Raw genomic sequence first — 24,921 nt, 5'->3', positions numbered from 1 at the left:
CTCCGTGGTTCAGCCCCGGAGCCCCGGGAAGTCGTCATCCCGGAACTCACCCGACGGCCGAGCCCCCTCGACCTCGTTCTCCCGCTGCCGCAGCTCGACCCGCCGGATCTTGCCGGAGATGGTCTTGGGCAGCTCGAAGAACTCGAGGCGTCGTACCCGCAGGAACGGCGCGAGGTGCTCCCGCGCGTACCGAAGGATCGACTCGGCGGTCTCGGCGGTCGGCTCGTGGCCGTCGACCAGCGCGACATAGGCCTTCGGCACCGCGAGCCGGACCGGGTCGGGTGCAGGCACGACGGCGGCCTCGGCGACGGCCGGGTGCTCGATCAGGACCGACTCCAGCTCGAACGGGCTGATCTTGTAATCGGAGGCCTTGAAGACGTCGTCGGTGCGGCCGATGTAGGTGATGCAGCCGTTCTCGTCGCGGGCCGCGACGTCACCGGTGTGGTAGAAACCGCCGGCCATGGCATCGGCGTTCTTCTGCGGGTCGCCCTGGTAGCCGGTCATCAGCGGCAACGGCGAGGCGGACAGGTCCAGGCAGATCTCGCCCTCGCCCACCCCGTCGACGACGACACCGGTGAGGGGGTCCACCAGCACCACGGGTACGCCGGGCAGCGGGCGGCCCATCGAGCCGGCGACCACCGGCTGGCCGGGGGTGTTGGCGATGGCGGCGGTCATCTCGGTCTGGCCGAAGCCGTCGCGGATGGTGCGGCCCCAGTGCTTCTCGACCTGGCTGATCACCTCGGGGTTGAGCGGCTCGCCGGCGGCGATCGCCTCGCGCAGGGCGCCGGGTCCGCCGGACAGGTCGGCGTTGATCAGCATCCGCCACACGGTGGGCGGCGCGCAGAAGGTCGTCACGCCCTCGGCTCGGAGCTGGCCGAGCAGGGCGGCCGCGTCGAAGCGGGCGTAGTTGAAGACGAACACGGTCGCCTCGGCGAGCCACGGGGCGAAGAAGTTCGACCAGGCGTGCTTCGCCCAGCCGGGGCTGGAGATGTTGAGGTGCACGTCGCCGGGCTGCAGGCCGAGCCAGTACATCGTCGACAGGTGGCCGACCGGGTACGACACGTGGGTGTGCTCGACCAGCTTGGGGCGCGAGGTGGTGCCGGAGGTGAAGTACAGGAGCAGCCGGTCGTCGCTCGCGTTGCCGGGGTGCGGCACCGGCGAGGCCACCAGCTCGTGGGCAGCCGCGTAGGGCGACCACCCCTCGACGGAGCCCACGGCGATCCGCACGTACGAGCCCGGGACCTCGTCGAACTTCGCTGCATCGGCGGCGTTGCAGATCACCGCCCGGGCGTTGCCTCGGCCGAGCCGGTCGACCAGCTCGGCCGGGCCGACAGCGGTGGTGGTCGGCATGATCACCGCGCCGAGCCGGATCAGCGCCAGCATCGACTCCCACAGCTCGACCTGGTTGCCGAGCATCACCACGACGCTGTCGCCACGACCGATCCCCTGATCGGCCAGCAGCGCAGCAACCTGCTCGGAGCGGGTGACCAGCTCACCGAAGGAGTACGACGCCCGCCGGCCGTCCTCCTCGACGATCACCAGCCCGGGCTGGTCGTTGCCCCGCGCATAGGAGTCGAACCAGTCGTGCACGAAGTTGAACGTCGGCCCGACGTCGGGCCACCGGAACCGGGCCACCGCCTCGGTGTGATCGGCGCGGAGGTCGCGCAGCAGGTCACGGGCGGTACGCAGGGTGGTGCTCATGGTGCTCACTCTCCTCGCGACCGCCGCGCCGCGGCACCCTCGAAAGGGGGCGCGCGACGCGGTGCGACGCGACGTGCGGGCTGTGGGTCAGGTGGTGGCGGGAACGCGGGCGTCGCGCAGCATGCCGGTGCGCGGATGGCAGTTGAGGTACTCGAAGGTCTGTTCACGACCGTCGGAGACGGACACCTCGTGGTAGAGCCGCAGCTTCTCCAGCCCCGCCACGACCCGGAAGAAGGTCACGAAGATCCGCAGGTGGGTGGGGTGCGACTCGGCCCACCGCTCGAGCTGGTCCAGGGAGCGCCAGTGGCCGAGGTTGTAGCTCTCGTCGAGCTCGTTGCCGTCGAGGTCGATGCTGCGCACGAAGCGGTTGCTGTAGCAGCCGTGGCCCTGGCCCTCGTCGCGGAGGAAGTCCATCCCGTCCTGGAGGGTCGGCAGGATCTCGTCGAGGTAGAGGTCGCGCTCGTCCTGTCCGGCCGCCCGCCAGTCCTGACCGGAGCGGATCAGGCAGATGTTGTCGTGCCCCTGGACCACGACCCGGCCGCCCTGCGCGGGATCGCCTTCGACGACGGTCAGCTCGCCGGACGCCTCCATCCAGTCGGTCTGGGAGATCGGGAACCGGTCGCGCGCCGATCCCCAGTAGCCGTGCTCCTCGATCTCGTCGCTGGCTTCCGGCAGCAGTCGGCCGACACCGGGGAAGTCGTCGGTGAAGGCGTACAGCGTCTCGAGCTGCTCGATGCGTGGCGCGACGATCTCGCGGAAGTAGCCCAGTCCCTCGTCGAGTCGGTCGGCCGACGCCCACCAGCCCGCGACCTCCTCGGAGCGCAGCCACCGGCAGTACGCCGCGGGGTCGGCCCAGTAGGCGAGGACCATCAGGTTGTGGTGCGCCTGGTCATCGACGTGCTGGGTCAAGTCGTGGTGCACCGGCCCGTCGGGGACGTCGAAGGTCCCGACGATGTGCCGCAGTGCGGCGAGCGCCTGCGGACGGCGCTCGGCATCGGCGTACTGCACGCCGAAGGAGGCCATCACGACCTGCTGCAGGTCGTGCGGGCCCCGTCCGACGAACATCGGGAACGGCGGCGTGTAGTCGTCGGAGACGCGCCGCGACAGGGTGCGGGGGCACACCAGGTGGGTGTCGATCGCTGATTCCATGGGTTCCTCACTGGGGTTCTCGTGGTGGATGGGTGCCGATCAGGCGGTGGTACGCCGCAGCCCGGCCGCGGTACGGATCTCACCGAGCTCAGGGGGCGGCTCGACGACCCCGGGTCCGCCGCAGCGGACCCAGGTGGCCACGGCCCGGGCGCGTTCGACGGTGTTGACCTCGGTGATCCAGGCCGGCCGGGCCCCGGCGGCCCGGGCCCCGGCGGCCGGGTTCACGACCACGACGTTGGACAGGTCGCAGGCCCACAGGCAGTCGACGGCCAGCAGCTCGGCGCCGGGCCCGAGATCATTGCCGAGGGCGGCCGCGACGGCGTCGTGGTCGACGTCGGGATGCTTGCGCCGGGTGCCGCAGCAGCAGCCACGGCACATCCGGACCCGGGGTCCGCGCTCGTCGCCCACCCTCAGGCCCGGACGAGCCGCGCGGCCCGGTCCGGTACGACGGAGCGCGGCTGGTCGAGCCAGGCGCAGGTCGCGCCGATGACCAGCCACATCAGGCCGATCTGCGCGAGCGAGGCGACCCGGAACTCCCAGACCAGGTCGGCAGGGACGTTCGCCGGGACCGGGTCGGCGGTGTGGGGGAGGACGGCGACCAGGACCGCCGCTCCCACGACGCCGAGGGCGACGGCGGCGACCGCGCGGGTGCCCGGCCGCAGCGGGGCGGACCGCGCGACGCCCGTCACAAGGGCGGCCAGCGCCACGGCGCAGACGATGGTGCCGAGGTAGGTCGCGGCGCGCAGGTCGACCGTCGCCGGGTCGCCGACAGCCGGCGGGTTGGCCGGCACGACCAGCGCCGGAGCGAGGGTGAAGGTCAGGAAGCCCAGTCCGGCCAGGATCATCGTGCTGCTGGTGCTCGTCCGTCCGGGCAGCCGGGACCCGAGGAAGCGGCGTACCAGGGCGAAGGCGACGCCGACGAGGATGCCGACGACCAGCACGGTCGCCAAGCCGATCACGACCTGCTCGGGACGGGAGACGAGGACGTCCGAACCGTGGTCGTGCGTCGCACCGCCGACGTGCTCGTGGGCGCTGCCGGCCTCCTCGATGGCGATCGCGGCTCGGATCGACGGTTCGACGAGCCAGTTCAGGGCGGCGGCGCCGAGCCCGCCGGCCACGGCGCCCGCGAGGGCGCCGTGGCCGACGGTTCGACCGAGGGTCGGGGCGGACACGGGCCCGCCCCGCTCAGTGGCAGGGCACGCCGAGGGCGTGCCGCGCGTCGTGAGTGGCCTCGTGCAGGTAGACGGCCGCGTCCGCGGACAGCAGCAGGCCGTTCTCCTGCAGGAGGAACAGCACGCCCAGCAGCATGACCGCGGCCAGCGCGAGGCCGAGCGCGGTGGTCGCGACGCGACCCGGGACGGTGGTGGTGCTCGATGCCATGACGGTCTCCGTTCAGAGGTGGGCGAGGCGCGCCGGGTCGATCGCGATCGGCTCGGTGTGCGCCTCGTGGTGGTTGCGGTTCGCCGGGACGGCGAGGACGTCGCGGGTCTGGCGGGCCAGCTCGTCGACGCCGAGCAGGCCGAGGCCCGCGAGCACGGACTCGAGCGCGGCGACCCAGTGCTCGTAGTAGGACCAGCCCCGGTCGCTGGTGCCGGTCCCCTCCTCCCAGCCGTCGATCGATGCGATCAGGGCCTGCTGGAAGTCCGTCCAGTCGAACCCGAGCTCCCGGTGGGCCGAGACGGCCATCGCAAAGGCCCGGATCTCCCAGGGGTGCTCGAAGGACCGCTGCTCCGGGTCCGCGGCGGGCAGGCCGCAGACCAGCTCCTCGACGCGGCGCCGGTCGGCCGCCACGGCCGCCGGGTCGGCGTACGGCGCCGGCAGCATCAGGCCACCGCCCCGACCGGGCCGACGCCGATCATGGCGTCGCGGGTGACCAGCGCGAGGAGCCGCTCCTCGCTCCAGCCGTCGGTGCCGGCGGGACGTGCAGGCAGCACCCAGTAGCGCATCTCGCTGCTGGAGTCCCACACCCGGACCTCGACCTCGTCGGGGACGACGAAGCCGAACGACTCGCGCAGCACCTTGCGCGGCTCCCGGGTGATCGCGGCGCGGTACTGCGGGTCCTTGTACCAGTTCGGCGGCAGGCCGAGGACCGGCCACGGGTAGCAGGAGCACAGCGTGCAGACGATGATGTTGTGGACCGTGTCGGTGTTCTCCACGACCACCATGTCCTCGCCCTGCAGACCGCTGATGCCCAGCTCCTTGCAGGCATCGCTCGCGTCGGCGACCAGGCGGGCCTTGAACTCCGGGTCGGTCCACGCCTTGACGACGACCTGGGCGCCGAGCTGCGGGCCGACCTCCTTCTCGTAGATCTCGACCATCCGGTCGATCGCCTGCGTGGTCATGACGCCCTGCTCGATGAGCATCGACTCGAGCGCCTTGACGCGCGCGGCGATCTCCTCCTGGCTGCGGGTGACGGCGCTCATGCGGATGCTCCTTCGGTGGTGACGTGCCTGACGGTGACGAGCTCGAGGTAGGGGTCCCAGACGTCGAAGTAGACGGACTGGTTGGGCTCGGCGTACTCAGCCCCCCAGAGCTCCTCGGCGTCGAACCGGACGGTGTAGACGTGCTCGGGGTTCTCGCCGAACCCGTTGCCCGCGCTGTCGGGGTAGATCATCGGGCCGTGGTGCAGCACGATCTCGCCGACCGCGCCGCGGACGTAGCGGGCCCGGCGGGTGTGGCCCTTGGGGGCGGAGCGGTCGACCCGGACGACGTCGCCGACCCGGAACCGGGCGACCTTGTCGGACTCGCGCTTGGCCGGTGCACCGGCCGGGACCACGGCCTCGACGAAGGCGAGCAGCTCCGGATCGTCGGCGTGCTCGGGCAGGGGCGCGTCGGGGTCCGCCAGATAGTGTGCGGTGCGCCGGTCGAGCTCGGCGATGTCGAGCTTGCCGAGCTGCTCGCCGAAGTGCTCGACGGTGTGCACCCAGTGCTCGTAGTAGGGCGACTTCAGGTAGACGGCGGGGTCGATCAGCTCGATGCCGTGGCGGAACTGGTCCACGCCGAAGAAGCCGGCGCGGAAGCACATCGCGAACATCGGGAAGACGGCGCGTTCCCAGTCGGCCCGGAAGACCGGTTCCTCCTCGGGGACGACCACGGGTCCGATGCCGTCGGTGCCGGCGAGGTCGAAGACTCCGTTCATGCGGTGAGCTCCTTGTCGTGGGTGGTGCGCTGTCGGGGTGCGGTGAGGGTGCCGAGCGTCTGCTCGAAGGCATGGGCGGCGCGGAGCACGCCCGCGTCGTCGAACTTCCGGCCGACGACCATGAGGCCGACCGGCAGACCGTCGGAGAGGCCGGCCGGGATGCTGCAGGCCGGGTGGCCGGTGACGTCGAGGGGCGCGGTGTTGGAGACCATCTCCAGGGCCCGGGTGACGATCTCCTCGACCGGGGCGTCGGCCGGCGGGATCAGGCTGGCGGTGATCGGGAGCGTGGGCATGACGAGCACGTCGTACGTCGCCAGTGGGGTGTCGTACGCCTCGGCGAGGCGCCGCTCGAGGTTGCGTGCCTTGCCGTACGCCGCGCCGTACCCGTGGCGCAGCGACCAGGTCCCGCCGAGGGCGACCAGCTTGACCGTCTCCGAGAAGGCCGCGGGATCGCGACGCCAGCGCTCTCCGTAGAACGCCATCTGCTCGGGGTCGTACCTGCCCTTCCAGTTCAGGCCGTAGGCGTTGCCCTGGACCATCTGCCAGGTCGCGCCCTCGACCGAGATCACGTCCCAGAGTGCGGCGCCGTGCTTGTGCCAGGGGATCGCCACCTCCTCGGCGACGTGGCCGGCGGTCGTCAGCCGCTCGATCGCGTCCCGGACCACGGCGTTGACGCCCGGGTCCGAGTTGGCCTGGTCGAAGCCCTCGCTGACGACGCCGATCCGCAGTCCTCGGTCCAGGCGGTCGAGACCGGCCCGGTAGTCCTCACCCGCGATGCCGATGGGCTGGCGCGGGTCCGCCCCGTCGGCGCCGGCGATGACGGTCAGCATCGCGGCCGCGTCGGCGACCGAGGGCGCGATCGGTCCGAGGTGGTCGATCGACTGCTCGATCGGGAACGCCCCGGTGTAGGGCACCAGCCCGAACGTCGGCTTGTGACCGACGACGCCGCAGAAGGCCGACGGGATCCGGATCGAGCCGCCCTGGTCCCCGCCGATCGCGAGGTCCACCTCGCCGGCTGCCACCAGCGCCGCGCTGCCGCTGGAGGATCCACCGGTGGTGCGCTCGAGGTCCCACGGGTTGCGGACCGGTCCGGTCCTCGAGGTGTGCGACGCCCCCGAGAAGCACAGGTCCTCGCAGACCGCCTTCCCCGCGATGGTCGCGCCCGCGTCGAGCAGGCGGGTCACGACGGTGGCGTCCACCGCTGGCACGAAGCCCCGCACCGTCTCGGAGCCGTTCATCATCGGCACGCCGGCCACGGCGATGTTGTCCTTGATCGCCACGCGCCGCCCGGCCAGCGGGCCGACGTCGGAGCGGGTCAGCTCGGTCGTGACGTACCAGGCACCCAGCGCGTTCTCGGCCGGCGCCGCCCAGTCCCGGACGGGCTGCGTGGGCGCGACCTCGGCGTCGTACAGCGCGTCGACGACCGCCCACGAGCCCAGCAGTCCGGTGCCCGCGGCGTGGTAGAAGTCCAGGTCCTCGTCGGCGATGCCGAGCCGCAGCTCGTCCGCCAGGTCCCTGATCGCCGTTCGGGACGGCAGCTCCATGGCAGTTCCTCCTCTTCGTCGTTCCCTGGCGGCAGAGCGAACGCCCGGCGGCACGGCCCGGTCAATGGCCGTGGAGGGTCGAGGAGCCTGATGGATAGGGAGAGCCAAGGGCAGGCGAGCCAGGTCCATGCCGGACGCCGCCACCCGCGGAAGAGGGTTGACCGGCCCCCGGGCGGGGCGCAGTGTTGCTCCATGCCTGGGTGGTTCGAGATCAATGCCGCGGATCGGCCGGCTCCTCAGCGCCCGGAGTACTGGCGCAGCGCGGTCTGCGACCAGTTCGTGCCGCTGGCGGTCGAGCCGGGCGGCGGTGTGCTGCGCGGCCGGGTCGCCGGAGGCGACGTCGCCGAGCTGCGGCTGCGCCGGATCCGGGCCACCCAGCACGGCTTCGAGCGCCGCCAGCGCGACATCGGCGCCGCCGACCCCGAGGTGCTCCACCTGCTGCTGCTCGACCACGGCGAGACGCTGGTCGAGCAGGACGACCGGACGGCGACGATGGCGCCGGGCGACCTGCTGCTCTACGACAGCTCACGGCCGTTCCGGTTCCGCACGGCGGGCGACTTCCAGTTCACGATCTGCCTGATGCCCAAGCGGCTGCTGCCCGTGCCGGAGCGCGTCCAGCGCGGCTGGACGGCCCGGGCGCTGCCCACGCAACAGGGCGTCGCCGCGGCGGTCGCGCCCCTGCTCGCCTCCCTGGCCCGGCACGGCTCGACCGCCGACGCGGCGCAGCAGCTCGCGCTCCAGCAGGCGATGGTCAGCATGTACGTCGCGCTGCTGTCCGAGAGTGGCATCGCCGGGCGTCCACCCGCGGTCAACCTCTCGCTGGCAAAGTCCCACATCGCCCGGCACCTCAGCGATCCGCGGCTCTCACCGGCCGACGTCGCGGCGGCCTGCAGCCTGTCGCTGAGCTACCTCCACCGGCTGTTCGCCAACGACGGGAGCACCGTCGCCGGCCACATCCGCGAGCAGCGCCTCCAGGCGGCGCGCCGCGACCTGCTGCAGGCGACCGTGCAGGAGCCCGTGGCCCAGATCGCGGAGCGGTGGGGCATCACCGACCCTGCGCACTTCAGCCGGATGTTCAAGAAGCGGTTCGGCAGCTCCCCCGCCGACCTGCGCCGCCGGTGGCGCGTGGAGAACGTTGAGGCCCCGGGGCAGGCGTCCGGCGACGCCCGCCCCGGGGACGTGGGACTCAGGCCAGCAGCGCGTTGACGGACTTCTGCTCGGTGTAGGCGTCGATCGCCGACGCGCCGAGCTCGCGGCCCCAGCCGGACTGCTTGTAGCCACCGAACGGCATCGCCGCGTCGAAGGCGTTGTGGCAGTTGATCCAGACCGTGCCGGCCTTGATCTGGCGGGCGGTGCGGTGCGCCTTGGTGACGTCGCGGGTCCAGACCGAGGCCGCCAGTCCGTACGGCGTGTCGTTGGCCGCCGCGGCCACGCCCTGCTCCGCGTTGAACGGGGTCGCGACGACGACCGGACCGAAGATCTCCTCGCGGTAGACGCTGAAGGAGGAGTCGACGTCGACCAGGACCGTGGGCTCGACGTAGTAGCCGGTGTCGCCGTGGCGGCGACCGCCGGTCAGCGCCCGGGCGCCGTCGCGCAGGCCGGCGTCGACGTACCCGAGGACCCGGTCGAGCTGGGTCTGCGAGACGAGCGGCCCGACCTCGGTGGTGGGGTCGAGTCCGGGGCCGAGCTTGCTGGCGGCCGCGACCTCGGCGACGCGCGAGGTGAACTCGTCGAAGATCCGGTCCTCGACGAGCAGCCGGGTGCCGCTGGTGCAGGTCTGGCCTTGGTTGAACAGGAAGCCGGAGGCGGTGCCGGGTACGGCGAGGTCCAGGTCGGCGTCGGCGTACACGACCTGCGGGCTCTTGCCGCCCAACTCCAGCGAGACCTTCTTCAGGTTGCCCTTGGCGGCGTCGACGATGAGCTTGCCGACCTCGGTGGAGCCGGTGAATGCGATCTTGTCGACGTCGTCGTGCGCGGCCAGCGCGGCGCCGGCCTCGCCGTACCCGGTGACGACGTTGAAGACGCCGTCCGGCAGGCCGCACTCGGCCATGATCTCGGCGAGGCGGAGCGCGGTGAGCGGGGTGTCCTCGGCCGGCTTCAGCACGACCGTGTTGCCGCAGGTGAGGGCGACGGGGATCTTGAAGGCGGCCATGAGGAGCGGGAAGTTCCACGGCACGATGGCGCCGCAGACGCCGACCGGCTCGCGCAGCGTGTAGGCGTGCCACTGGGTGCCGGGCGCCCACGGGACCGAGACCGGGATGGTGCGGCCCTCGATCTTGGTGGCCCAGCCGGCGTAGTACTGGAAAAGCTCGGCGACCCAGGTGACGTCGACGGCCTGCGCGACGCCCGCGGACTTGCCGTTGTCGAGCGACTCGAGCTGGGCGAGCTCCTCGGCGTGCTCGTAGATCGCCTCGCCGATCTTGAACAGCAGCCGCTGGCGCTGGGCCGGCGTCCACAGCGACCACTCCCCCTCGAACGCCTTCCGCGCGGCCCGGACGGCGCGGTCGACGTCGGCGGCCTCGCCGTGCGCTACCTCGGTGAGCACCTGGCCGGTGGCCGGGTCACGGGTCTCGAACGTCCGGCCGGAGGCGGCGTCCACCCAGGCACCGCCGATGAACAGGCCCTTGGGGCGAGACAGCCACTCGCGCACCTGGGGCAGCACGGCGGTGTCGGTGGGGACGAGCAGGTCGGTCATGGTTCCTCCGTCAGGGATGGGTGATCGGTGCGGTGCGAGCGTCGTCCGCCCTGCCCCGCGGCGGTGTTCAGCTTCTGGACATTCACGGCGCCAGCAGCCGGTCGAGCACGACGGGCAGCTCGGCGAGCGCGTCGAGCGAGGCCATCCGCGCGCCGGCCTCGCGGGCGAACCGCCTGGCCTCGTCGTCGTCCGACGCCGGCGCGACCACCAGCAGCTCGTCGAGCCCGCGCGCGGCCGGCAGCGGGTCGACGTCGTCGGTGACCCGGCAGTCCGAGAGCAGCAGGGTGATCCGGCGCCGAGCCCGTGCGCCGGCGAGCTGCTCGCGCGCCGCCCGCAACGCTGCGTCGAGCGAGGTCATCCCGTGGCCACGCAGCCCGAGGACCCGTTCGACGGTACGACGGGCCGGGCTCGCCGTACCGAGGGCGACGACCGTCTCGGCACGGCGGTCGAAGGCCACCACCGCGAGCTCGCCACCCGACTCGGCCGACCTCAGGGCGCAGGCCGCGGCAGCCATCGCCGCGGTCGCGAGCCGCCGGCCGTCCATCGACCCGGAGCGGTCGACGAGCAGGCACAGCGCGGTCGCCGGCCGCTCCCACACCGACGCGGTCAACTCGTCGAGGGCCGGCGGGCGACCCTCGCCACGGGCCACGGCGACCGCCTCCAGGGAGGCGTCGAGGTCGAGGTCGCCTCCCCGATCGGCGCGGGTCGGGCGCAGCCGGCCGGCCCCGATCCGGCCGTGCGGACCGCTGCGCGCCCGCTCGATGACCAGCCGCGGCACGAGCGCCTGGACCCGCGCCCGCAGCGCGGGGTCCGTGGCCCGGCTCATCAGCGCGAGCAACGGCAGCACGTCGTCCGGGTCCTCGGCGACAGCCGCCTCGACCGCCGCGACGTCGAGCTCGCCGACCTCGGGCGAGAGCTCCTGGAAGCGCGGGTTGCGGGCCAGCTCGGCGCGGCCGTTGGTGCGGTCCGGCCGGCCGCGCCGGGACGCCGATGGTGGGTCGCCCGCCCCGACCGGGGGCGGGCTCAGGCTCCCCCCGGGCTCGGCTCCTCCTGCGTGCCATTTCGCGCCGGGTCGGCATCGGATTCGGAGCCACTTTCTGCCGGGTCGCCGAAATGGGTGCGGTAGAGCTCGGTGATGACCTCCTCGGGTCGCCGGGTGGACGCCTCGTCCACCCGCACCCGCCCGCTCAGCGCGACCAGGGCCGCGTCGAGGCCGGCCTGCCAGTCGTCCTCGGCGACGTCGCGGGCCCGGGCCAGCTGGTGGTTGATCCCGGCCAGGTCGATGGTGCCGCGCACCGACGAGCCGACCCGCAGCTCGGGGTGCTCGCGGGTCGCCCGCACCAGCGCGACCGCCCGATCCCGCCAGTCGTCGGACGGCACCGGCGCCCGTTGCGCGACGATCTGTGCCTCCGCCGACGCGGACTGGTAGCCCATCGCGATCCGGCAGGTCCGGTCGTAGACCGCCGAGGAGACGCGGGCGGTGCCGACGGCGTCGTACGGGTTCATCGCGGCGACGACCGCGAAGCCCGGCGCCGCACGGACCGGACCGAGCCGGGGTACGACGATCTCCCGTTCCGACATCACGGTGAGCAGGGTGTTCAGGGTCTCCTCCGGCACCCGGTTGAGCTCCTCGACGTACAGCAGGCCGCCCTCGCGCATCGCGATGAGCAGCGGCCCGTCGACGAAGACGTCGGGCTGGTAGCCGCGGCTCAGCACCAGGGCGGGGTCGAAGTGGCCGACCAGCCGGGCCGGGGTCAGCTCGGCGTTGCCCTCGACGAGGGCGAACGAGCGGTCCCGGCCGGCGGCGACCCGGCGCAGCAGGGTGGTCTTGCCGGTGCCGGGAGGGCCCTCGAGGACGACGTGGGCGCCACTGGCCAGCGCCGCCTCGAGGAGCTCGGTCTCCCGGGCCCGGTCGACGACCGCGAGCGCCGCGAGCACTGCGGTCATCAGTGCTCGTGGACGACGACGCCCCGGACGTTCTTGCCGTTGAGGAGGTCGTCGTACCCCTCGTTGACCTGATCGAGGGTGTAGGTGCGGGTGAGGATCTCGTCGAGCTTGAGGTCGCCGGACTGGTAGAGCCCGAGGATCCGCGGGATGTCGACGGTCGGGTTGCAGTCGCCGAAGAGGCTCCCGCGCAGCTCCTTGCGGAAGAGGGTGAGGATCGACCCGGGCAGCTGGATGTTCATCTCCTCCAGCTTGTTGAGGCCGGTGAGCACGACCTTGCCGCCCTTGCCGACCGCGTTGAAGCCGTCGGCGACGATCTCCGAGGTCATCAGGCCGGGCGTGAGGATCGCCGAGTCGGCCATCTGCCCGCGGGTCAGGTTGGTGATCGTCTCCATCGCCAGCTCGGCGGACTCGAAGGCGTGCGTGGCGCCGAGCTCCATCGCCTTCTCGCGCTTGTTGGCGAGCGGGTCGATCGCGATCACGTTCTTGGCGCCGGCGAGCGCGGCGCCCTGGACGGCGTTGATGCCGATGCCGCCGATGCCCATGATCACGACGGTGTCGCCGGCCTTGACCTCGGCGGTGTTGACGGCCGCGCCCCAGCCGGTGGGTACGCCGCAGCCCACCAGGACCGCCTTCTCCAGCGGGAGGTCGTCGTCCACCTTCACGCAGGAGTTCTGGTGGATGACGCCGTACTGGCTGAAGGTGCCGAGCATGCACATGGCGCCGTACTGGCCCGCGGGGCCGGTGATCGGGAACCGCTCGCCGGGCAGGTAGCCGTCGAGGATGGTGGCGCCCATGTCGCAGATCGACTGCTGACCGTTGGCGCAGTAGCGACAGGTGCCGCAGTTGGGGATGAACGAGCACACGACGTGGTCGCCGACCTTGACCCGGGTGACGCCGGGGCCGACCTCCTCGATGATGCCGGCGCCCTCGTGGCCCAGGACCATCGGCAGCCGGGCCTCCAGGTCGCCGTGGGCGATGTGGACGTCGGAGTGGCACAGTCCGGCGTGCGTGTAGCGGATCAGCACCTCGCCCTCGCGGGGCTTGTCGAGGGTCAGCTCCTCGATCACGATCGGCTTGCCGGTCTCGTAGACGACTGCGGCCTTGGTCTTCATGAGGGTTCTCCTGCTCTCGCGCCTGGGACGGCTGGGGTGACGCCCGCCACACTCGCAAGACCGGCCGCGCGCGAGTGTTCAGAAACTGGACAACCGCCTCCCAACCCTCGTCCGCATACTGTGACGGCCGCCACGTGGAGCGGATCAGCCGACGGATGGAGGACGCGTGACAACAGAGGCGCACGACCTCCGTGACCCGATCGCGGAGTCCTGGCGGCGCGCCGAGCTCGCCGGGCTGACGCCGGGCTCGGCGCTCGACCACCTCACGTACGGCGACGTCGACCACACCACCCCCCTGCAGGTGGCGGCGTCGCCGGTGCTCGACGAGCTCAACGAGCAGCTCGAGGGCACCATGTTCGGCACCCTCCTCGTCGACCGCGACGGCCGGATCGCCCAGCGCTGGTGCGGCGACAGCGGCGCCCGCCGGGCCTTCGACAACCTCGGGGTCGACGTCGGCGCCTCCCTCCTCGAGGAGGCGGTCGGAACCAACGCGCTCGGCACGGTGCTGGAGACCCGGACCAGCATCACGGTCAACGGCCGTGAGCACTTCGCGGTCGCCCTGCGCCGGTTCAGCTGCTACGGCCACCCGATCTTCCACCCGACCACCCGCCGGATCGAGGGTGTCCTCGACATCACGGCACTGATGGAGGAGGCCAGCCCGCTGCTGCCGGCCCTGGTGGCCCGCGCGGTCGCCGACATCGAGCAGCGGCTGCTGGACGGCAGCCGGGTCTCCGAGAAGCAGCTGCTGGCGGCCTTCCAGGCCGCAGCCAGCCGCCGGCGGGCCGTGGTCGCCATCGGCAACGACCTGCTGATGTCCAACCAGGCCGCTGCGGACCTGCTCGGGTCGACCGACGTGGCGCTGCTGCGGATGCTCGCCTCCGACGTACGCAGCGAGGCGTCGATCGAGCTCACCCTCGAGTCCGGCCTGGAGGTCCGGGTCGAGGCGGCCCGGGTCGGCGGCGCCCGCGGCGGCGCACTGCTCCACGTCGACCCGCACCGCGAGCCCCGGCGCCTCCGCCCCGCCACCGCCGTGCTCCCCACCCTCGCTCCCCTGCTGGTCGCGGGCCCGCCCGGCTCGGGCCGCACGACCGAGGCCCGCCGGCTGGCCGGCGCCCAGCCGGTGACCGTGCTGAGCGCCGCGTCGGCACTGCTCGACGGCTCCGACGTGTGGGCCCGCAACTTCGGCGCCCTGGTGCGCGCGGGACAGGGGTCGGTCTGCATCGACGGCGTCGACCTGCTGCCCGACGACCTGGTCGACCTGGTCGCCGCCCACCTCGCCGAGCGCCGGGCACCCCGGCTGGTCCTGGTGAGCGGTCCCCTCGACGGTCTCACCGGCCGGGCCGCCGGACTTGCCGGGGAGTGCACCGAACGCCGCCAGCTGACCCCGCTCGCCAGCCGGCCGCAGGAGATCCCCGAGCTGGTCCGCGCGATGCTCGTCGACCTCGGCGCGGACCCGTCGCTCCACTTCACGCCAGGTGCGCTCGGCGCGCTGTCCTCGCAGCCGTGGCCCGGCAACCTGCGGGAGCTGCGGGCCGTCGTCGAGCACGTCGTACGCCGCCGTCGTACCGGCGCCGTGGTCGTCGACGAGCTCCCCGAGGCCTACCGGACGCAGGAGCCGGCGCGCCCCCTCGCCCCCATCGACCGGGCCGAGCGCACCGTCATCGTCGCGGCGCTGCGTGAGCACGACGGCAACAAGGTGAAGGCCGCGCAGGCACTCGGGATCTCCCGCACGACGCTCTACGCGAAGATGCGGGCGCTGCGGATCACGGTCTACTGAGCCTCCAGCACTGGCCGGATACCCCAGATTTCGGTGATGTTCCCCTCCCTCGGCGCGTTGGACGATGCCGTGACGCCAACCGAAAGGGACCAGCATGCGTACTCCGGGCACAGCCGTGACATGGGCACTGGCAGGAGGGCTGGCCGTGACAGCCCTCGTCGGGCCCGCACCAGCAACCGCCGCGAGAACCGCGGCCGCGGCGTGCACGCCGGCCGCGAACATCCAGGCGATCATCGACGACTCCGGGTCGATGTCGCTGACCGATCCGAACCGGCTCCGGGTCCAGGCGATGAACCTGCTCATCGACGCACTGGCCCCCTCGCGGATCCTCGGCGCGACCGAGTTCGGGTCCGTCGAGGACAACGTCTTCGCGCCGGCGGCCGTCGGGCCGAACGCGGCAGCGATGAAGGCCTCGCTCGACACGTTGGTCCAGGCGGACAACGGCGGTACGGACTACAACCTGGCGTTCGACTCGGCGCGGGCGGTCAACCCCGGCGCCTCGGTCCGGATCTTCCTGACCGACGGTGGTCACAACGCCGGGGCCTACCTCAACACCCACCTCAACCCGGCCCCGCAGGCCCAGACGCCGACGTACGTCATCGGCTTCAGCCCCGGACTCGCCGCGCCCGAGGACCAGGCCCGGCTCCAGCAGATCGCGGCCGAGACCGGCGGTCAGTACTTCGCCCTCCCCGACGCGCAGGCACTGCAGCCGGTGATGAACGAGATCCAGACCCGGCTGACCTGCCAGTCGCCGCCCAAGACCTTCGTCGACACCGTCGCAGCGGGTGCCTCGAAGCACCACGGCGTGAAGATCAAGCGGAAGTCGCGGTCCGCGCAGCTGACGCTGACCTGGACCAGCCCGCTCGACGCGTTCAAGATCAAGAAGGTCAAGATCCAGCGCCACGGCCGGGTCGTCGCGACCAAGGGTCACCCGCTCAAGATCAAGACCAAGGGCGGTGCGACCTACCTGGTCATCAAGGTGACCAAGCTGGTCCCGGGCAAGCTGACCTTCGTCGTCAAGAACACCGCCGCCGGCTCGGGCGCACCGCAGGTCACCGTCACCACGCAGGTGAGCCAGAGCAAGGCGAAGAAGTAGGCGCCGGTCAGCCGGCGAAGTCGCCCGAGGCCTGCCGGACCTGGCGCAGCAGGTCGTAGGCGTCGGACTGCTGGTCGCCACTGAGGCCGGTCACCGCGAAGTCGATCGCGGTGACCGCCTTGGTGGCCCGGCGCACGGTCGAGCGGCCCTCGGGCGTGAGCCGGGCGAGGGTACGGCGGCGGTCGGCCTCGTCGGGCACGCGGACGACGTACCCCTGGGCCTCGAGGCGGTCGATCGCGCTGGTGACCGAGGTGGGGTGGACCATCAGCCGTTCACCGATCTTGCTCAGCGGCAGTGAGCCGTGCTGGCTGAACAGCAGCAGCACGAGCACCTCGTAACGGGAGAAGGTCAGCCCGAACGGCTTCAGCGCGGCGTCGAGCGCCCCGATCATCAGCTGCTGGACCCGCATCACCGACGTGGCCAGGCGCATGGCCGTCGCGTCGCCGAAGTGCTCCTCCCACAGGTCGCCGGCACGGTCGATCGGGTCGAACGGCAGGCGGGACTCAGGCATGCGCCAGACATTAGGGCATCCGAGGACTTTTCCAGATTACTTGGACGTCCTATTATCGGAGATCCAAGGAGTTTTGGAGGATCGATGCCCGAGCACGCCCTGCACGTCCCGCAGCACCCCGTCCGCCTGGTGACGGCGTCCAGCCTGTTCGACGGCCACGACGCCTCGATCAACATCATGCGGCGGATCTTCCAGAGCCAGGGCTGCGAGGTGATCCACCTCGGGCACAACCGCTCGGTCGCCGAGGTGGTCGAGGCCGCGATCGAGGAGGACGTGCAGGGCATCGCCGTGTCGTCCTACCAGGGCGGGCACGTCGAGTACTTCGAGTACCTCACCCAACTGCTCCGCGAGCGCGGCGCCGGGCACATCAAGGTCGTCGGCGGCGGTGGCGGCGTCATCGTCCACGACGAGATCAACCGGCTGCGCGAGTCGGGCGTCACCATCTTCTCCCCCGAGGACGGCCAGCGGCTCGGCCTGCCGGGCATGGTCAACACCGTCGTCGCGGCGTGCGACACCGACCTGTGGGAGACCGGCAGCGTCACCGCCGAGCAGGTCCTCAGCGGCGACCGCGCGGCGCTCGCGCGCGCCATCACCGGCGCCGAGCTCGGCCGGCTCGACCGGGCGCTGCTCGACCAGCTCTCCGAGGCCGCGGCCGCCCACGCTGTACCCGTCCTCGGGATCACCGGCACCGGCGGCTCCGGCAAGTCCAGCCTCACCGACGAGCTCGTACGACGCCTGCGCATCGACCAGCAGGACAAGGTCCGCGTCGCGGTGCTCGCCGTCGACCCGACCCGGCGCAAGGGCGGCGGCGCGCTGCTCGGCGACCGGATCCGGATGAACAGCCTCGACCTGACCGGCCACGGCCTGGACCGCAACCAGGTCTACTTCCGCAGCCTCGCCACCCGCGGCGCGCACGAGGTGCCCGAGCACCTCGACGACGTGCTCACCGTTCTCAAGTCCGCCGGCTTCGACCTCGTCGTCGTCGAGACGCCCGGCATCGGCCAGGGCGACGCGGCGATCGTGCCCTTCGTCGACACCTCCCTCTACGTCATGACGCCGGAGTTCGGCGCCGCGTCGCAGCTGGAGAAGATCGACATGCTCGACTTCGCCGACGCGGTCGCGATCAACAAGTTCGAGCGCCGCGGCGCCGAGGACGCGCTGCGCGACGTGGGCCGCCAGATGGTCCGCAACCGCGAGGCGTTCGGCAAGCAGCCCGCCGACATGCCGGTCTTCGGTACGTCGGCCGCCACCTTCGACGACGACGGCGTCACCGCGCTCTACCAGTTCCTGCGTGGCCTCCTCGCCGGCCAGGGCCTGGCCGCCGGCGAGGGCCTGCTCGCGCCGGTCGAGGGCAAGAAGTCGACCCGGATCCAGACCGTGCTGCCCGCCGACCGGGTGCGCTACCTCGCCGAGATCGCCGAGACCGTGCGCGGCTACCACGCCGACACCGAGGCCCTCGTCGAGAAGGCCCGCCGGGCGCAGCGCTTCGCCGCCGTGGCCGAGGAGCTCGCCGAGATCGAGGACCTCGCTGCTGCTGCGGCCCGGGCCAACGACGACCTGCCGCTCGACGTACGCGACCAGCTGGCCGCGTGGCCCGCGACCGTGGCGTCGTACGACGAGGACACGGCGACCAAGGGCCGCGAGTCGCTCTCCGGCAACCGGGTGCCGCGGGTCGCCGTACCCCGCTTCGCCGACCACGGCGAGCTGGTCCGCTACTGGCGCCGCGAGAACCTCCCGGGCCACTTCCCCTTCACCGCGGGCGTCTTCCCGTTCAAGCGCGCCGACGAGGACCCGGCCCGCATGTTCGCGGGCGAGGGCGACCCGTTCCGCACCAACAAGCGCTTCCGGATGCTCTCCGAGGGCCAGCCGGCCACCCGGCTGTCGACCGCCTTCGACTCGGTCACGCTCTACGGCCGTGACCCCGACGAGCGCCCCGACATCTACGGCAAGGTCGGCACGTCCGGCGTCTCCGTCGCGACGCTCGAGGACATGAAGGCGCTCTACGACGGCTTCGACCTGCTCTCCCCCACGACGTCGGTGTCGATGACGATCAACGGCCCCGCCCCGACGGTGCTGGCGTTCTACCTCAACACCGCGATGGACCAGGCCCGCGAGCGCGGCATCGACCCCTACGAGGCGATCAAGTCGATCCGCGGCACCGTCCAGGCCGACATCCTCAAGGAGGACCAGGGCCAGAACACCTGCCTGTTCTCCACGGAGTTCTCGCTGCGCTGCATGGCCGACATCCAGGAGTGGTTCATCCAGCAGCAGGTCCGCAACTTCTACTCGGTCTCGATCTCCGGCTACCACATCGCCGAGGCCGGGGCGAACCCGATCAGCCAGCTCGCGTTCACCCTCGCCAACGGCTTCACGTACGTCGAGTCGTACCTCGCCCGCGGCATGGACATCGACGACTTCGCGCCCAACCTGTCGTTCTTCTTCTCCAACGGCATGGACCCCGAGTACACCGTGATCGGCCGGGTCGCCCGGCGGATCTGGGCGGTCGCCATGCGCGACCGGTACGGCGCCAACGAGCGCTCCCAGAAGCTGAAGTACCACGTGCAGACGTCGGGCCGGTCCCTGCACGCGCAGGAGATGGACTTCAACGACATCCGCACCACGCTCCAGGCGCTGATCGCGATCTACGACAACGCGAACTCGCTGCACACCAACGCCTACGACGAAGCCGTCACGACCCCGTCGACCGAGTCGGTGCGCCGCGCCCTGGCGATCCAGCTGATCATCAACCGCGAGTGGGGCCTGGCCTCCAACGAGAACCCGCTCCAGGGCTCCTACGTCGTCGACGAGCTCACCGACCTGGTCGAGACCGCCGTCCTCGCCGAGTTCGACCGGATCTCCGAGCGCGGCGGCGTCCTCGGCGCCATGGAGACCGGCTACCAGCGCGGCCGGATCCAGGACGAGTCGATGCTCTACGAGCACCGCAAGCACGACGGCACCCTGCCGATCATCGGCGTCAACACCTTCCGCGCCCCCGACGCCGGCGACGGCACGCCCGACGAGATCGAGCTGGCTCGCGCCACCACGGAGGAGAAGGAGTCCCAGCTGGTCCGGCTCCGCGACTTCCAGGCCCGCCACACCGACGACGCCACCGCCGCGCTCGCCCGCCTCCGCGAGGCGGCCACGAGCGGCGAGAACATCTTCGCCGTCCTCATGGACGCCGCCCGGGTGTGCTCGCTGGGTCAGGTCACCGAGGCGTTCTTCGAGGTCGGCGGGCAGTACCGCAGGAACGTGTAATCGGGCCCGGCTGGCTGCGGCTTCATCACGGGATGTAGGCGAGCCGTCACTTCCCCTGCGGAGTTCCACACGGGAAGTGACGGCTCGCCTACATCCCGTGATGAATCATTTTCCGGGGTGATGTCGAAGCCGGCCGATCCCGTACGACGTAGGTTCGTAAGTCACCCACCAACGAACCGAAGGACTGATCAAGATGCCGCGCTTCATGGGACTCGTGCGAATGGAAGAGGGACAGGGCAACCCGCCGCAGGCGCTGTTCGACGCGATGGACGTCTACATCGGGGAGCAGGCCCAGAAGGGCCACTTCCTCGACGGTGGCGGGCTGTTCGGGCTCGAGGACGCCATCAACTTCGTGGTCCGCACCGGCGAGGTCACCCGGGTCGACGGCCCGTACGCCGAGGCCCGCGAGGCCGTGGGCGGCTGGGCGCTGCTGCAGTACGACACCCTCGAGGAGGCGATCGCCAACCAGGAGGAGTTCGCCGACCTGCACGCCAAGCACTGGCCCGACTGCAAGATGGTCGCGACCCTGCGGCAGATCTCGGAGGCTCCGCCCGAGGCCGCCGACGCCTGAGCACCACCCGCACCGACGTCGTTGCCGTGCGGCCAGCTCTAGGCTGGCCGCATGGCCGACGCCACCACCGCCGACACGATCACCGCCACCTGGCGGCAGGAGTCGGCCCGACTGGTCGGTGCGCTCGCCCGGATGACCCGGGACGTCGACCTCGCCGAGGACCTCGCGCAGGACGCACTGGTCGCCGCCCTCGAGCAGTGGCCGTCGGCCGGCGTACCGGACAACCCGGGCGCCTGGCTGATGACGACCGCCAAGCGCCGCGGTATCGACCACATCCGGCGCGCCGAGACGCTGCGTCGCAAGACCGAGGAGCTCGGCCATGCCGCGGAGGAGGTGAGCCCGATGCCCGACCTGGAGTCCCAGGTCGACCACATCGAGGACGACGTCCTGCGGTTGGTCTTCCTCTGCTGCCACCCCGCGCTCACCCCCGAGTCCCGCGCCGCGCTCACCCTGCGCCTGGTCGGCGGCCTCACCACCGACGAGATCGCCCGCGGCTTCCTCGTGCCGAGCACCACGATGGGCCAGCGGATCTCGCGGGCCAAGAAGACGCTCACCGAGGCCGGCGCCGAGCTCGAGCTGCCGACCGGCGCCGAGCGCACGCAGCGCCTCGACGACGTGATGGCGGTGGTCTACCTCGTCTTCACGGAGGGGTACGTCGCCACGGCGGGTGACGACTGGACCCGCCCCGACCTGGCGCAGGAGGGCATCCGGCTGGCCCGCCTGCTCGCGGGCATCGCACCCGACGAGCCCGAGGTGCACGGCCTGCAGGCCCTGCTGGAGCTGCAGGGCTCCCGGCTCCCGGCCCGCACCGACGCCGACGGCGCTCCGGTCCTCCTCGACGACCAGGACCGCACCCGCTGGGACGCGCTGCTGGTCCGACGGGGCCTCGCCGCCCTGCGCCGGGCCGAGGAGATCGCCGCGCGCGGGGTGCCGATCGGCCGCTACTACCTGCAGGCCGCGATCGCCGCCGAGCACGCCAAGGCCGCGACGGCCGCGGCCACCGACTGGCCCCGGATCGCCCGTCTGTACGACGTCCTGGCGGCCGCCGCTCCCGGTCCCGTCGTCGAGGTCAACCGCGCCGTCGCCCACGGCAGGGCAGCCGGCCCGGACGCCGGCCTCGCCGTCCTCGCGGCGCTCCCGGCCGACGCACTGCGCGACTCCCCGCTGCTGCCGAGCGTGCGCGGCGACCTGCTCGAGCGGACCGGCCGGCACGCGGAGGCGGCGGAGGAGTTCGACGAGGCCGCTCGTCGTACCCGCAACGGCGACGAGCGGACCCTGCTGGAGCGCCGGGCAGCACAGGCCCGCGGCACCACCTGACCGCTCCCGGTCCCGCCCGATGGAAATGGGAGGAGACCCGGACCGACCGACTGAGACCATCACGGCGTGCCGACCACGACCACCGCCGAGGGAACCCGCGTGCAGTTCGCGGCCCTGGCGGCGGTCACCATCGTGACCGGGGTCGTGAGCAGCCTGGGCGCCCCGCTCGTCCCGGCCGTGGCCGCCGAGCAGGGGGTGCCGCTCAGCACCGCGCAGTGGGTGCTGACCGCCGCCCTGCTGGCCGGGGCCATGGTGACGCCGGTCCTCGGCCGACTCGGCACCGGGCCGCTGCGCCGCCCTGTCCTCCTCGGCGGGCTGGGCGTCGTCCTCACGGGCACCGTGCTGTGCGCGCTCCCGCTCGGGATCGGCCCGATGATCGCGGGCCGCGCACTGCAGGGCGTCGGGATGGCCCTGGTCCCGCTCGCCTTCGCCTATGCCCGTGAGCTGTGGTCCGGCGCCGAGCTCCTGTCGCGCCTGTCCCTGATGTCGGTGGCCATCGTGAGCGGCGCCGGGCTCGGCTACCCGGTGTCCTCCCTGGTCGCCGAGCACCTCGGGATCCGAGGCGCCTACGCGTTCGGAGCGGTGCTGGTCTCCGTCACCGCCGTCCTGGCGATGCGCCACCTGCCTGCTGCCCGCGAGGGGGAACCGCAGCCCGTGGATGCCGTGGGCGCCCTGCTCCTGTGCACGGGCACGCTCGGGTTCCTGCTGGCCACGAGCCAGGGCGAGCAGTGGGGCTGGGACCGGCTCCCGACCATCGCCGTCGGCGGCGGTGGCGTGGCCCTCCTCGTCACCTGGGTCGCCTGGAGCCTCGCGCGGACCCGCCGCGGCCGCGCGTCGCTGGTGGACCTGCACCTCGCGCTGCGCGCCGGACTCCGCGCCCCCAACGTCGTCACCGTCGCGATCAGCATCAGTCTCTACGGGCTCTTCACGCTCGTCGTGGTCCTCATCCAGGCCGACGGCTCGGCCGGGTTCGGCCTGCACGCGGGTCTCGCGGTGAGCGGCCTGGCCCTGGTTCCGTACGCCGTCGGCAGCATCACCTCCAACCGGCTGGCCCTCCTCGTCGCCCGGCACGGCGGCACCCACCTGCTGCTGCCCGTCGGCTGCCTGGTGTTCGGCTCGTCGCTCCTCCTCCTGGCCGAGTGGCACGACGCCGTCTGGAAGGCCTTCCTCGCCATGGCGCTGGGCGGCCTCAGCGGCGGCCTCACCTTCTCCTCGATGGCCATGCTGATCGTGCCCAATGTGACCGCCGAGGAGACCTCGAGCGCGATGGCGTTCAACCAGCTGCTGCGGTACGTCGGGTTCGCGACCGGTTCGGCTCTCACCGTGGCCCTGCTCGACGCGTGGGGCGCGGATGCGGACGCCTTCCGCGCCACCGGCCTGACCATGGCCGGGATCTGCGTGGTCGCAGGCGTGTTCGCGACTCTGGACCGGGGCGCTACCGCCCGCGCAGGGTGACGGACGGCGCGACGCCGTACCGCTCCCGGTAGGAGGCGGCGAACCGGCCGAGGTGCGCGAACCCCCAGTGGACGGCGACCTCGGAGACGCTGTCGGCGCCACCGGCGAGCAGGTCGGCGTGGACCCGCTCGAGCCGGATGGCGAGCAGCTGCTGGGTCGGCGTACGACCGAGGTAGCGCTGGAAGCCCTGCTGCAGCCGGCGGATCCCGACCCCGGACGCGGTGGCGAGCTCGGCGGCGGTCCAGTCACGCGCCGGGTCGGCCTCCATCGCCTCGACCACCCGCGAGACGATCCGCGGGCGGATCGTGCCGCAGCCCGGCTCCTCGGGGAAGCAGGCGGCGACGAAGGCGGCGGTGAGGGTGCCGGCGAGGCGCCGGCCGACCCGCTCGTCGCGGACGAGGACCGGGTTGCGCAGCGCCTCGGTGCCGATCGAGCCGAGCAGGCCGATCCAGGCGCGGCCGCCGTCGGTGCGCAGGTCGACCTGGGCGGGCAGCCGGTCGGTGGTGAGCCCGACGAGTGCGGTCACCTCCTCGGCGAGGTAAGCCCGCTCGACCCGCATCCCGACGATCGAGCAGTCGGCCGACCAGCGGGTCATCCGGGTGTGCTCGTCGGGCGGACAGACCGTCGCCTGCCCGTCGAGGGAGAGCACGTGGTGGCCGCCGACGTTGGCCTCGAGCACACCGCTGCGCGGGACGTTGACCGCCCAGGCGCCCGGGTGGTCGGACTCGACGGCGACCTCGGAGCCCCAGCCGATCCGGGCCAGTCGGACCGGACCGAGGTCGACGGCGCGCAGGTCGGCCGGTCCGGCCGGGCTCCGCTTGATCGCCAGGTCGTGGGGGAAGTAGGCCCGCGCGACGGCGTCGGAGAAGTCGCCCAGCTCGTGGGAGGACGCGGTCAGGGTGCCGGTCACGCAGCTCACCCCCTTCTCGGTGACGCCCATCACAGTACCGGCGCAACGTTGTCCGGAAAACGCACCCGATCCACCCCGCTGCGCATTGCGGACAGTCCCTTCGCCGAGCGGATCGCCGCACCCGTCGTACCGGCCTAGCGTCCCCGTCCACCCACCTGATACCGACCCCCGTGGTCCCGAACGACGAGGAGGAGCCATGGACCCGCACACGCTGCGCTCGACCTTCGGTCGCTTCGCGACCGGCGTCACCGTCATCACCTGCCGTACTCCCGACGGCGCCCACCACGGCGCGACCGTCACCGCCTTCACCCCGATCTCCCTGGACCCGCCGCTGGTCCAGGTGGCGCTGACCCGCACGTCGAAGGCGGCGGCGTACCTCGACGGCGCGTCCTTCGCCGTCAACGTGCTCGCCGCCGACCAGGTCGACGTGGCGATGCACTTCGCGGGCCGCCCGAGTGCGGACCCGCTGCCCTGGTGCGACGGCTCGGTCGCACCCTCCCTGCGCGGTACGGCGGCCACCATCACCTGCCGCGCGCACCGCACCGACGACGGCGGCGACCACCTGCTGTTCCTCGGCGAGGTGGTCGACGTCGTCAGCACCGATCGTCGTCCGCTGCTCTTCCACGACAGCGCCTTCCACCAGATCGGCCGCCGTTCGTCCGACGTCGTCTGGCTCGGCTGCCAGGACGACCCCCACACCAGCTGGTTCGGCGCGCTCGTGCCGGCCGACACCCACTACTGA

23 protein-coding genes are annotated in these 24,921 nt (G+C 72.3%); 8 read left to right on the top strand and 15 right to left on the bottom strand.

What is annotated here, in order from left to right:
* Positions 1-9: 9 nt before the first annotated feature.
* From ACZYRU_RS02815 to ACZYRU_RS02775, 9 genes are all read right to left on the bottom strand, one after another.
* Positions 10-1,701, bottom strand: a complete 1,692-nt coding sequence (locus ACZYRU_RS02815; RefSeq protein ID WP_488955559.1) for an AMP-binding protein — start codon at positions 1,699-1,701, stop codon at positions 10-12.
* An 87-nt stretch (positions 1,702-1,788) separates the two neighbouring features.
* Entirely contained in the window at positions 1,789-2,850 is a 1,062-nt protein-coding gene (oxdA, locus tag ACZYRU_RS02810; RefSeq protein ID WP_488955558.1) for an aliphatic aldoxime dehydratase, read from the bottom strand.
* Positions 2,851-2,889: 39 nt separating this feature from the next.
* Entirely contained in the window at positions 2,890-3,258 is a 369-nt protein-coding gene (locus ACZYRU_RS02805) for a hypothetical protein (protein ID WP_488955557.1), read from the bottom strand.
* 2 nt (positions 3,259-3,260) lie between these two features.
* Entirely contained in the window at positions 3,261-4,022 is a 762-nt protein-coding gene (locus ACZYRU_RS02800; RefSeq protein WP_488955556.1) for a CbtA family protein, read from the bottom strand.
* A 13-nt stretch (positions 4,023-4,035) separates the two neighbouring features.
* Positions 4,036-4,230: a CbtB domain-containing protein gene (locus ACZYRU_RS02795; protein WP_488955555.1), complete on the bottom strand. Its 195-nt coding sequence runs from the start codon at positions 4,228-4,230 to the stop codon at positions 4,036-4,038.
* Between the two features lie 12 nt (positions 4,231-4,242).
* Complete coding sequence (locus tag ACZYRU_RS02790; protein WP_488955554.1) at positions 4,243-4,674, bottom strand: nitrile hydratase accessory protein; 432 nt, start codon at positions 4,672-4,674, stop codon at positions 4,243-4,245.
* The gene (nthA, locus tag ACZYRU_RS02785) at positions 4,674-5,273 is read right to left on the bottom strand and encodes a nitrile hydratase subunit alpha (RefSeq protein ID WP_488955553.1); all 600 of its coding nucleotides are present in this window, start codon (positions 5,271-5,273) and stop codon (positions 4,674-4,676) included. Before nthA ends, ACZYRU_RS02790 begins: the two co-directional genes overlap by 1 nt.
* Complete coding sequence (gene nthB, locus ACZYRU_RS02780; RefSeq protein WP_488955552.1) at positions 5,270-5,989, bottom strand: nitrile hydratase subunit beta; 720 nt, start codon at positions 5,987-5,989, stop codon at positions 5,270-5,272. Before nthB ends, nthA begins: the two co-directional genes overlap by 4 nt.
* Entirely contained in the window at positions 5,986-7,533 is a 1,548-nt protein-coding gene (locus ACZYRU_RS02775; protein ID WP_488955551.1) for an amidase, read from the bottom strand. Before ACZYRU_RS02775 ends, nthB begins: the two co-directional genes overlap by 4 nt.
* A gap of 192 nt (positions 7,534-7,725) precedes the next feature.
* Here ACZYRU_RS02775 and ACZYRU_RS02770 point away from each other — a divergent pair, with 192 nt between their 5' ends.
* Positions 7,726-8,739, top strand: coding sequence for an AraC-like ligand-binding domain-containing protein (locus tag ACZYRU_RS02770; protein ID WP_488955550.1), 1,014 nt, complete (start codon positions 7,726-7,728; stop codon positions 8,737-8,739).
* Here the strand turns inward: ACZYRU_RS02770 and ACZYRU_RS02765 are convergent.
* The 4 genes from ACZYRU_RS02765 to ACZYRU_RS02750 form a co-directional block, all read right to left on the bottom strand.
* Positions 8,720-10,228, bottom strand: coding sequence for an aldehyde dehydrogenase family protein (locus ACZYRU_RS02765; protein WP_488955549.1), 1,509 nt, complete (start codon positions 10,226-10,228; stop codon positions 8,720-8,722). The genes ACZYRU_RS02770 and ACZYRU_RS02765 overlap by 20 nt on opposite strands.
* A gap of 82 nt (positions 10,229-10,310) precedes the next feature.
* Positions 10,311-11,075, bottom strand: a complete 765-nt coding sequence (locus ACZYRU_RS02760) for a vWA domain-containing protein (RefSeq protein ID WP_488955548.1) — start codon at positions 11,073-11,075, stop codon at positions 10,311-10,313.
* Positions 11,076-11,251: 176 nt separating this feature from the next.
* A complete protein-coding gene (locus tag ACZYRU_RS02755; protein WP_488955547.1) occupies positions 11,252-12,175 on the bottom strand; it encodes an AAA family ATPase in 924 nt (307 codons plus the stop codon).
* Complete coding sequence (locus tag ACZYRU_RS02750) at positions 12,175-13,287, bottom strand: NDMA-dependent alcohol dehydrogenase (RefSeq protein WP_488955546.1); 1,113 nt, start codon at positions 13,285-13,287, stop codon at positions 12,175-12,177. The genes ACZYRU_RS02755 and ACZYRU_RS02750 overlap by 1 nt, the downstream gene beginning before the upstream one ends.
* Before the next feature lie 166 nt (positions 13,288-13,453).
* Between ACZYRU_RS02750 and ACZYRU_RS02745 the strand changes: the two genes are divergently transcribed.
* Both ACZYRU_RS02745 and ACZYRU_RS02740 read left to right on the top strand, forming a co-directional pair.
* Positions 13,454-15,064: a sigma-54-dependent Fis family transcriptional regulator gene (locus tag ACZYRU_RS02745; RefSeq protein ID WP_488955545.1), complete on the top strand. Its 1,611-nt coding sequence runs from the start codon at positions 13,454-13,456 to the stop codon at positions 15,062-15,064.
* Between the two features lie 145 nt (positions 15,065-15,209).
* The gene (locus ACZYRU_RS02740; protein ID WP_488955544.1) at positions 15,210-16,160 is read left to right on the top strand and encodes a vWA domain-containing protein; all 951 of its coding nucleotides are present in this window, start codon (positions 15,210-15,212) and stop codon (positions 16,158-16,160) included.
* 7 nt (positions 16,161-16,167) lie between these two features.
* Here the strand turns inward: ACZYRU_RS02740 and ACZYRU_RS02735 are convergent, their stop codons facing one another.
* Positions 16,168-16,671 carry a MarR family winged helix-turn-helix transcriptional regulator gene (locus ACZYRU_RS02735; protein ID WP_488955543.1) on the bottom strand — a complete coding sequence of 168 codons (504 nt, stop codon included), beginning with the start codon at positions 16,669-16,671 and terminating at the stop codon, positions 16,168-16,170.
* An 84-nt stretch (positions 16,672-16,755) separates the two neighbouring features.
* Between ACZYRU_RS02735 and icmF the strand changes: the two genes are divergently transcribed.
* The 4 genes from icmF to ACZYRU_RS02715 all read left to right on the top strand — a co-directional run bounded on the left by icmF (position 16,756) and on the right by ACZYRU_RS02715 (position 23,269).
* Positions 16,756-19,926, top strand: a complete 3,171-nt coding sequence (gene icmF / locus ACZYRU_RS02730) for a fused isobutyryl-CoA mutase/GTPase IcmF (RefSeq protein ID WP_488955542.1) — start codon at positions 16,756-16,758, stop codon at positions 19,924-19,926.
* Between the two features lie 205 nt (positions 19,927-20,131).
* The gene (locus ACZYRU_RS02725) at positions 20,132-20,497 is read left to right on the top strand and encodes a YciI family protein (RefSeq protein ID WP_488955541.1); all 366 of its coding nucleotides are present in this window, start codon (positions 20,132-20,134) and stop codon (positions 20,495-20,497) included.
* 51 nt (positions 20,498-20,548) lie between these two features.
* Positions 20,549-21,814, top strand: a complete 1,266-nt coding sequence (locus tag ACZYRU_RS02720) for an RNA polymerase sigma factor (protein WP_488955540.1) — start codon at positions 20,549-20,551, stop codon at positions 21,812-21,814.
* 66 nt (positions 21,815-21,880) lie between these two features.
* Entirely contained in the window at positions 21,881-23,269 is a 1,389-nt protein-coding gene (locus tag ACZYRU_RS02715; protein ID WP_488955539.1) for an MFS transporter, read from the top strand.
* On the opposite strand, the gene ACZYRU_RS02710 is transcribed toward ACZYRU_RS02715, so the two are convergent.
* Positions 23,250-24,179, bottom strand: coding sequence for an AraC family transcriptional regulator (locus tag ACZYRU_RS02710; protein WP_488955538.1), 930 nt, complete (start codon positions 24,177-24,179; stop codon positions 23,250-23,252). The genes ACZYRU_RS02715 and ACZYRU_RS02710 overlap by 20 nt on opposite strands.
* Before the next feature lie 196 nt (positions 24,180-24,375).
* On the opposite strand from ACZYRU_RS02710, the gene ACZYRU_RS02705 reads away from it, so the two are divergent.
* Complete coding sequence (locus ACZYRU_RS02705; RefSeq protein ID WP_488955537.1) at positions 24,376-24,921, top strand: flavin reductase family protein; 546 nt, start codon at positions 24,376-24,378, stop codon at positions 24,919-24,921.

This window comes from Nocardioides sp. F233 (genome assembly GCF_057813895.1).
The sequence above is the reverse complement of the archived record's forward strand: the minus strand, read 5'-3'. Positions and strand labels throughout refer to the sequence as shown.

Bases quoted from the DNA above. Each gene is read 5' to 3' on its own strand.
- nthB (WP_488955552.1), bottom strand. From the start codon at position 5,989: ATGAACGGAGTCTTCGACCTCGCCGGCACCGACGGCATCGGACCCGTG.
- ACZYRU_RS02765 (WP_488955549.1), bottom strand. From the start codon at position 10,228: ATGACCGACCTGCTCGTCCCCACCGACACCGCCGTGCTGCCCCAGGTG.
- ACZYRU_RS02735 (WP_488955543.1), bottom strand. From the start codon at position 16,671: ATGCCTGAGTCCCGCCTGCCGTTCGACCCGATCGACCGTGCCGGCGAC.
- ACZYRU_RS02795 (WP_488955555.1), bottom strand. From the start codon at position 4,230: ATGGCATCGAGCACCACCACCGTCCCGGGTCGCGTCGCGACCACCGCG.
- icmF (WP_488955542.1), top strand. From the start codon at position 16,756: ATGCCCGAGCACGCCCTGCACGTCCCGCAGCACCCCGTCCGCCTGGTG.
- oxdA (WP_488955558.1), bottom strand. From the start codon at position 2,850: ATGGAATCAGCGATCGACACCCACCTGGTGTGCCCCCGCACCCTGTCG.
- ACZYRU_RS02720 (WP_488955540.1), top strand. From the start codon at position 20,549: ATGGCCGACGCCACCACCGCCGACACGATCACCGCCACCTGGCGGCAG.
- ACZYRU_RS02815 (WP_488955559.1), bottom strand. From the start codon at position 1,701: ATGAGCACCACCCTGCGTACCGCCCGTGACCTGCTGCGCGACCTCCGC.
- ACZYRU_RS02755 (WP_488955547.1), bottom strand. From the start codon at position 12,175: ATGACCGCAGTGCTCGCGGCGCTCGCGGTCGTCGACCGGGCCCGGGAG.
- ACZYRU_RS02770 (WP_488955550.1), top strand. From the start codon at position 7,726: ATGCCTGGGTGGTTCGAGATCAATGCCGCGGATCGGCCGGCTCCTCAG.
- ACZYRU_RS02705 (WP_488955537.1), top strand. From the start codon at position 24,376: ATGGACCCGCACACGCTGCGCTCGACCTTCGGTCGCTTCGCGACCGGC.
- ACZYRU_RS02775 (WP_488955551.1), bottom strand. From the start codon at position 7,533: ATGGAGCTGCCGTCCCGAACGGCGATCAGGGACCTGGCGGACGAGCTG.
- ACZYRU_RS02750 (WP_488955546.1), bottom strand. From the start codon at position 13,287: ATGAAGACCAAGGCCGCAGTCGTCTACGAGACCGGCAAGCCGATCGTG.
- ACZYRU_RS02725 (WP_488955541.1), top strand. From the start codon at position 20,132: ATGGGACTCGTGCGAATGGAAGAGGGACAGGGCAACCCGCCGCAGGCG.
- nthA (WP_488955553.1), bottom strand. From the start codon at position 5,273: ATGAGCGCCGTCACCCGCAGCCAGGAGGAGATCGCCGCGCGCGTCAAG.
- ACZYRU_RS02790 (WP_488955554.1), bottom strand. From the start codon at position 4,674: ATGCTGCCGGCGCCGTACGCCGACCCGGCGGCCGTGGCGGCCGACCGG.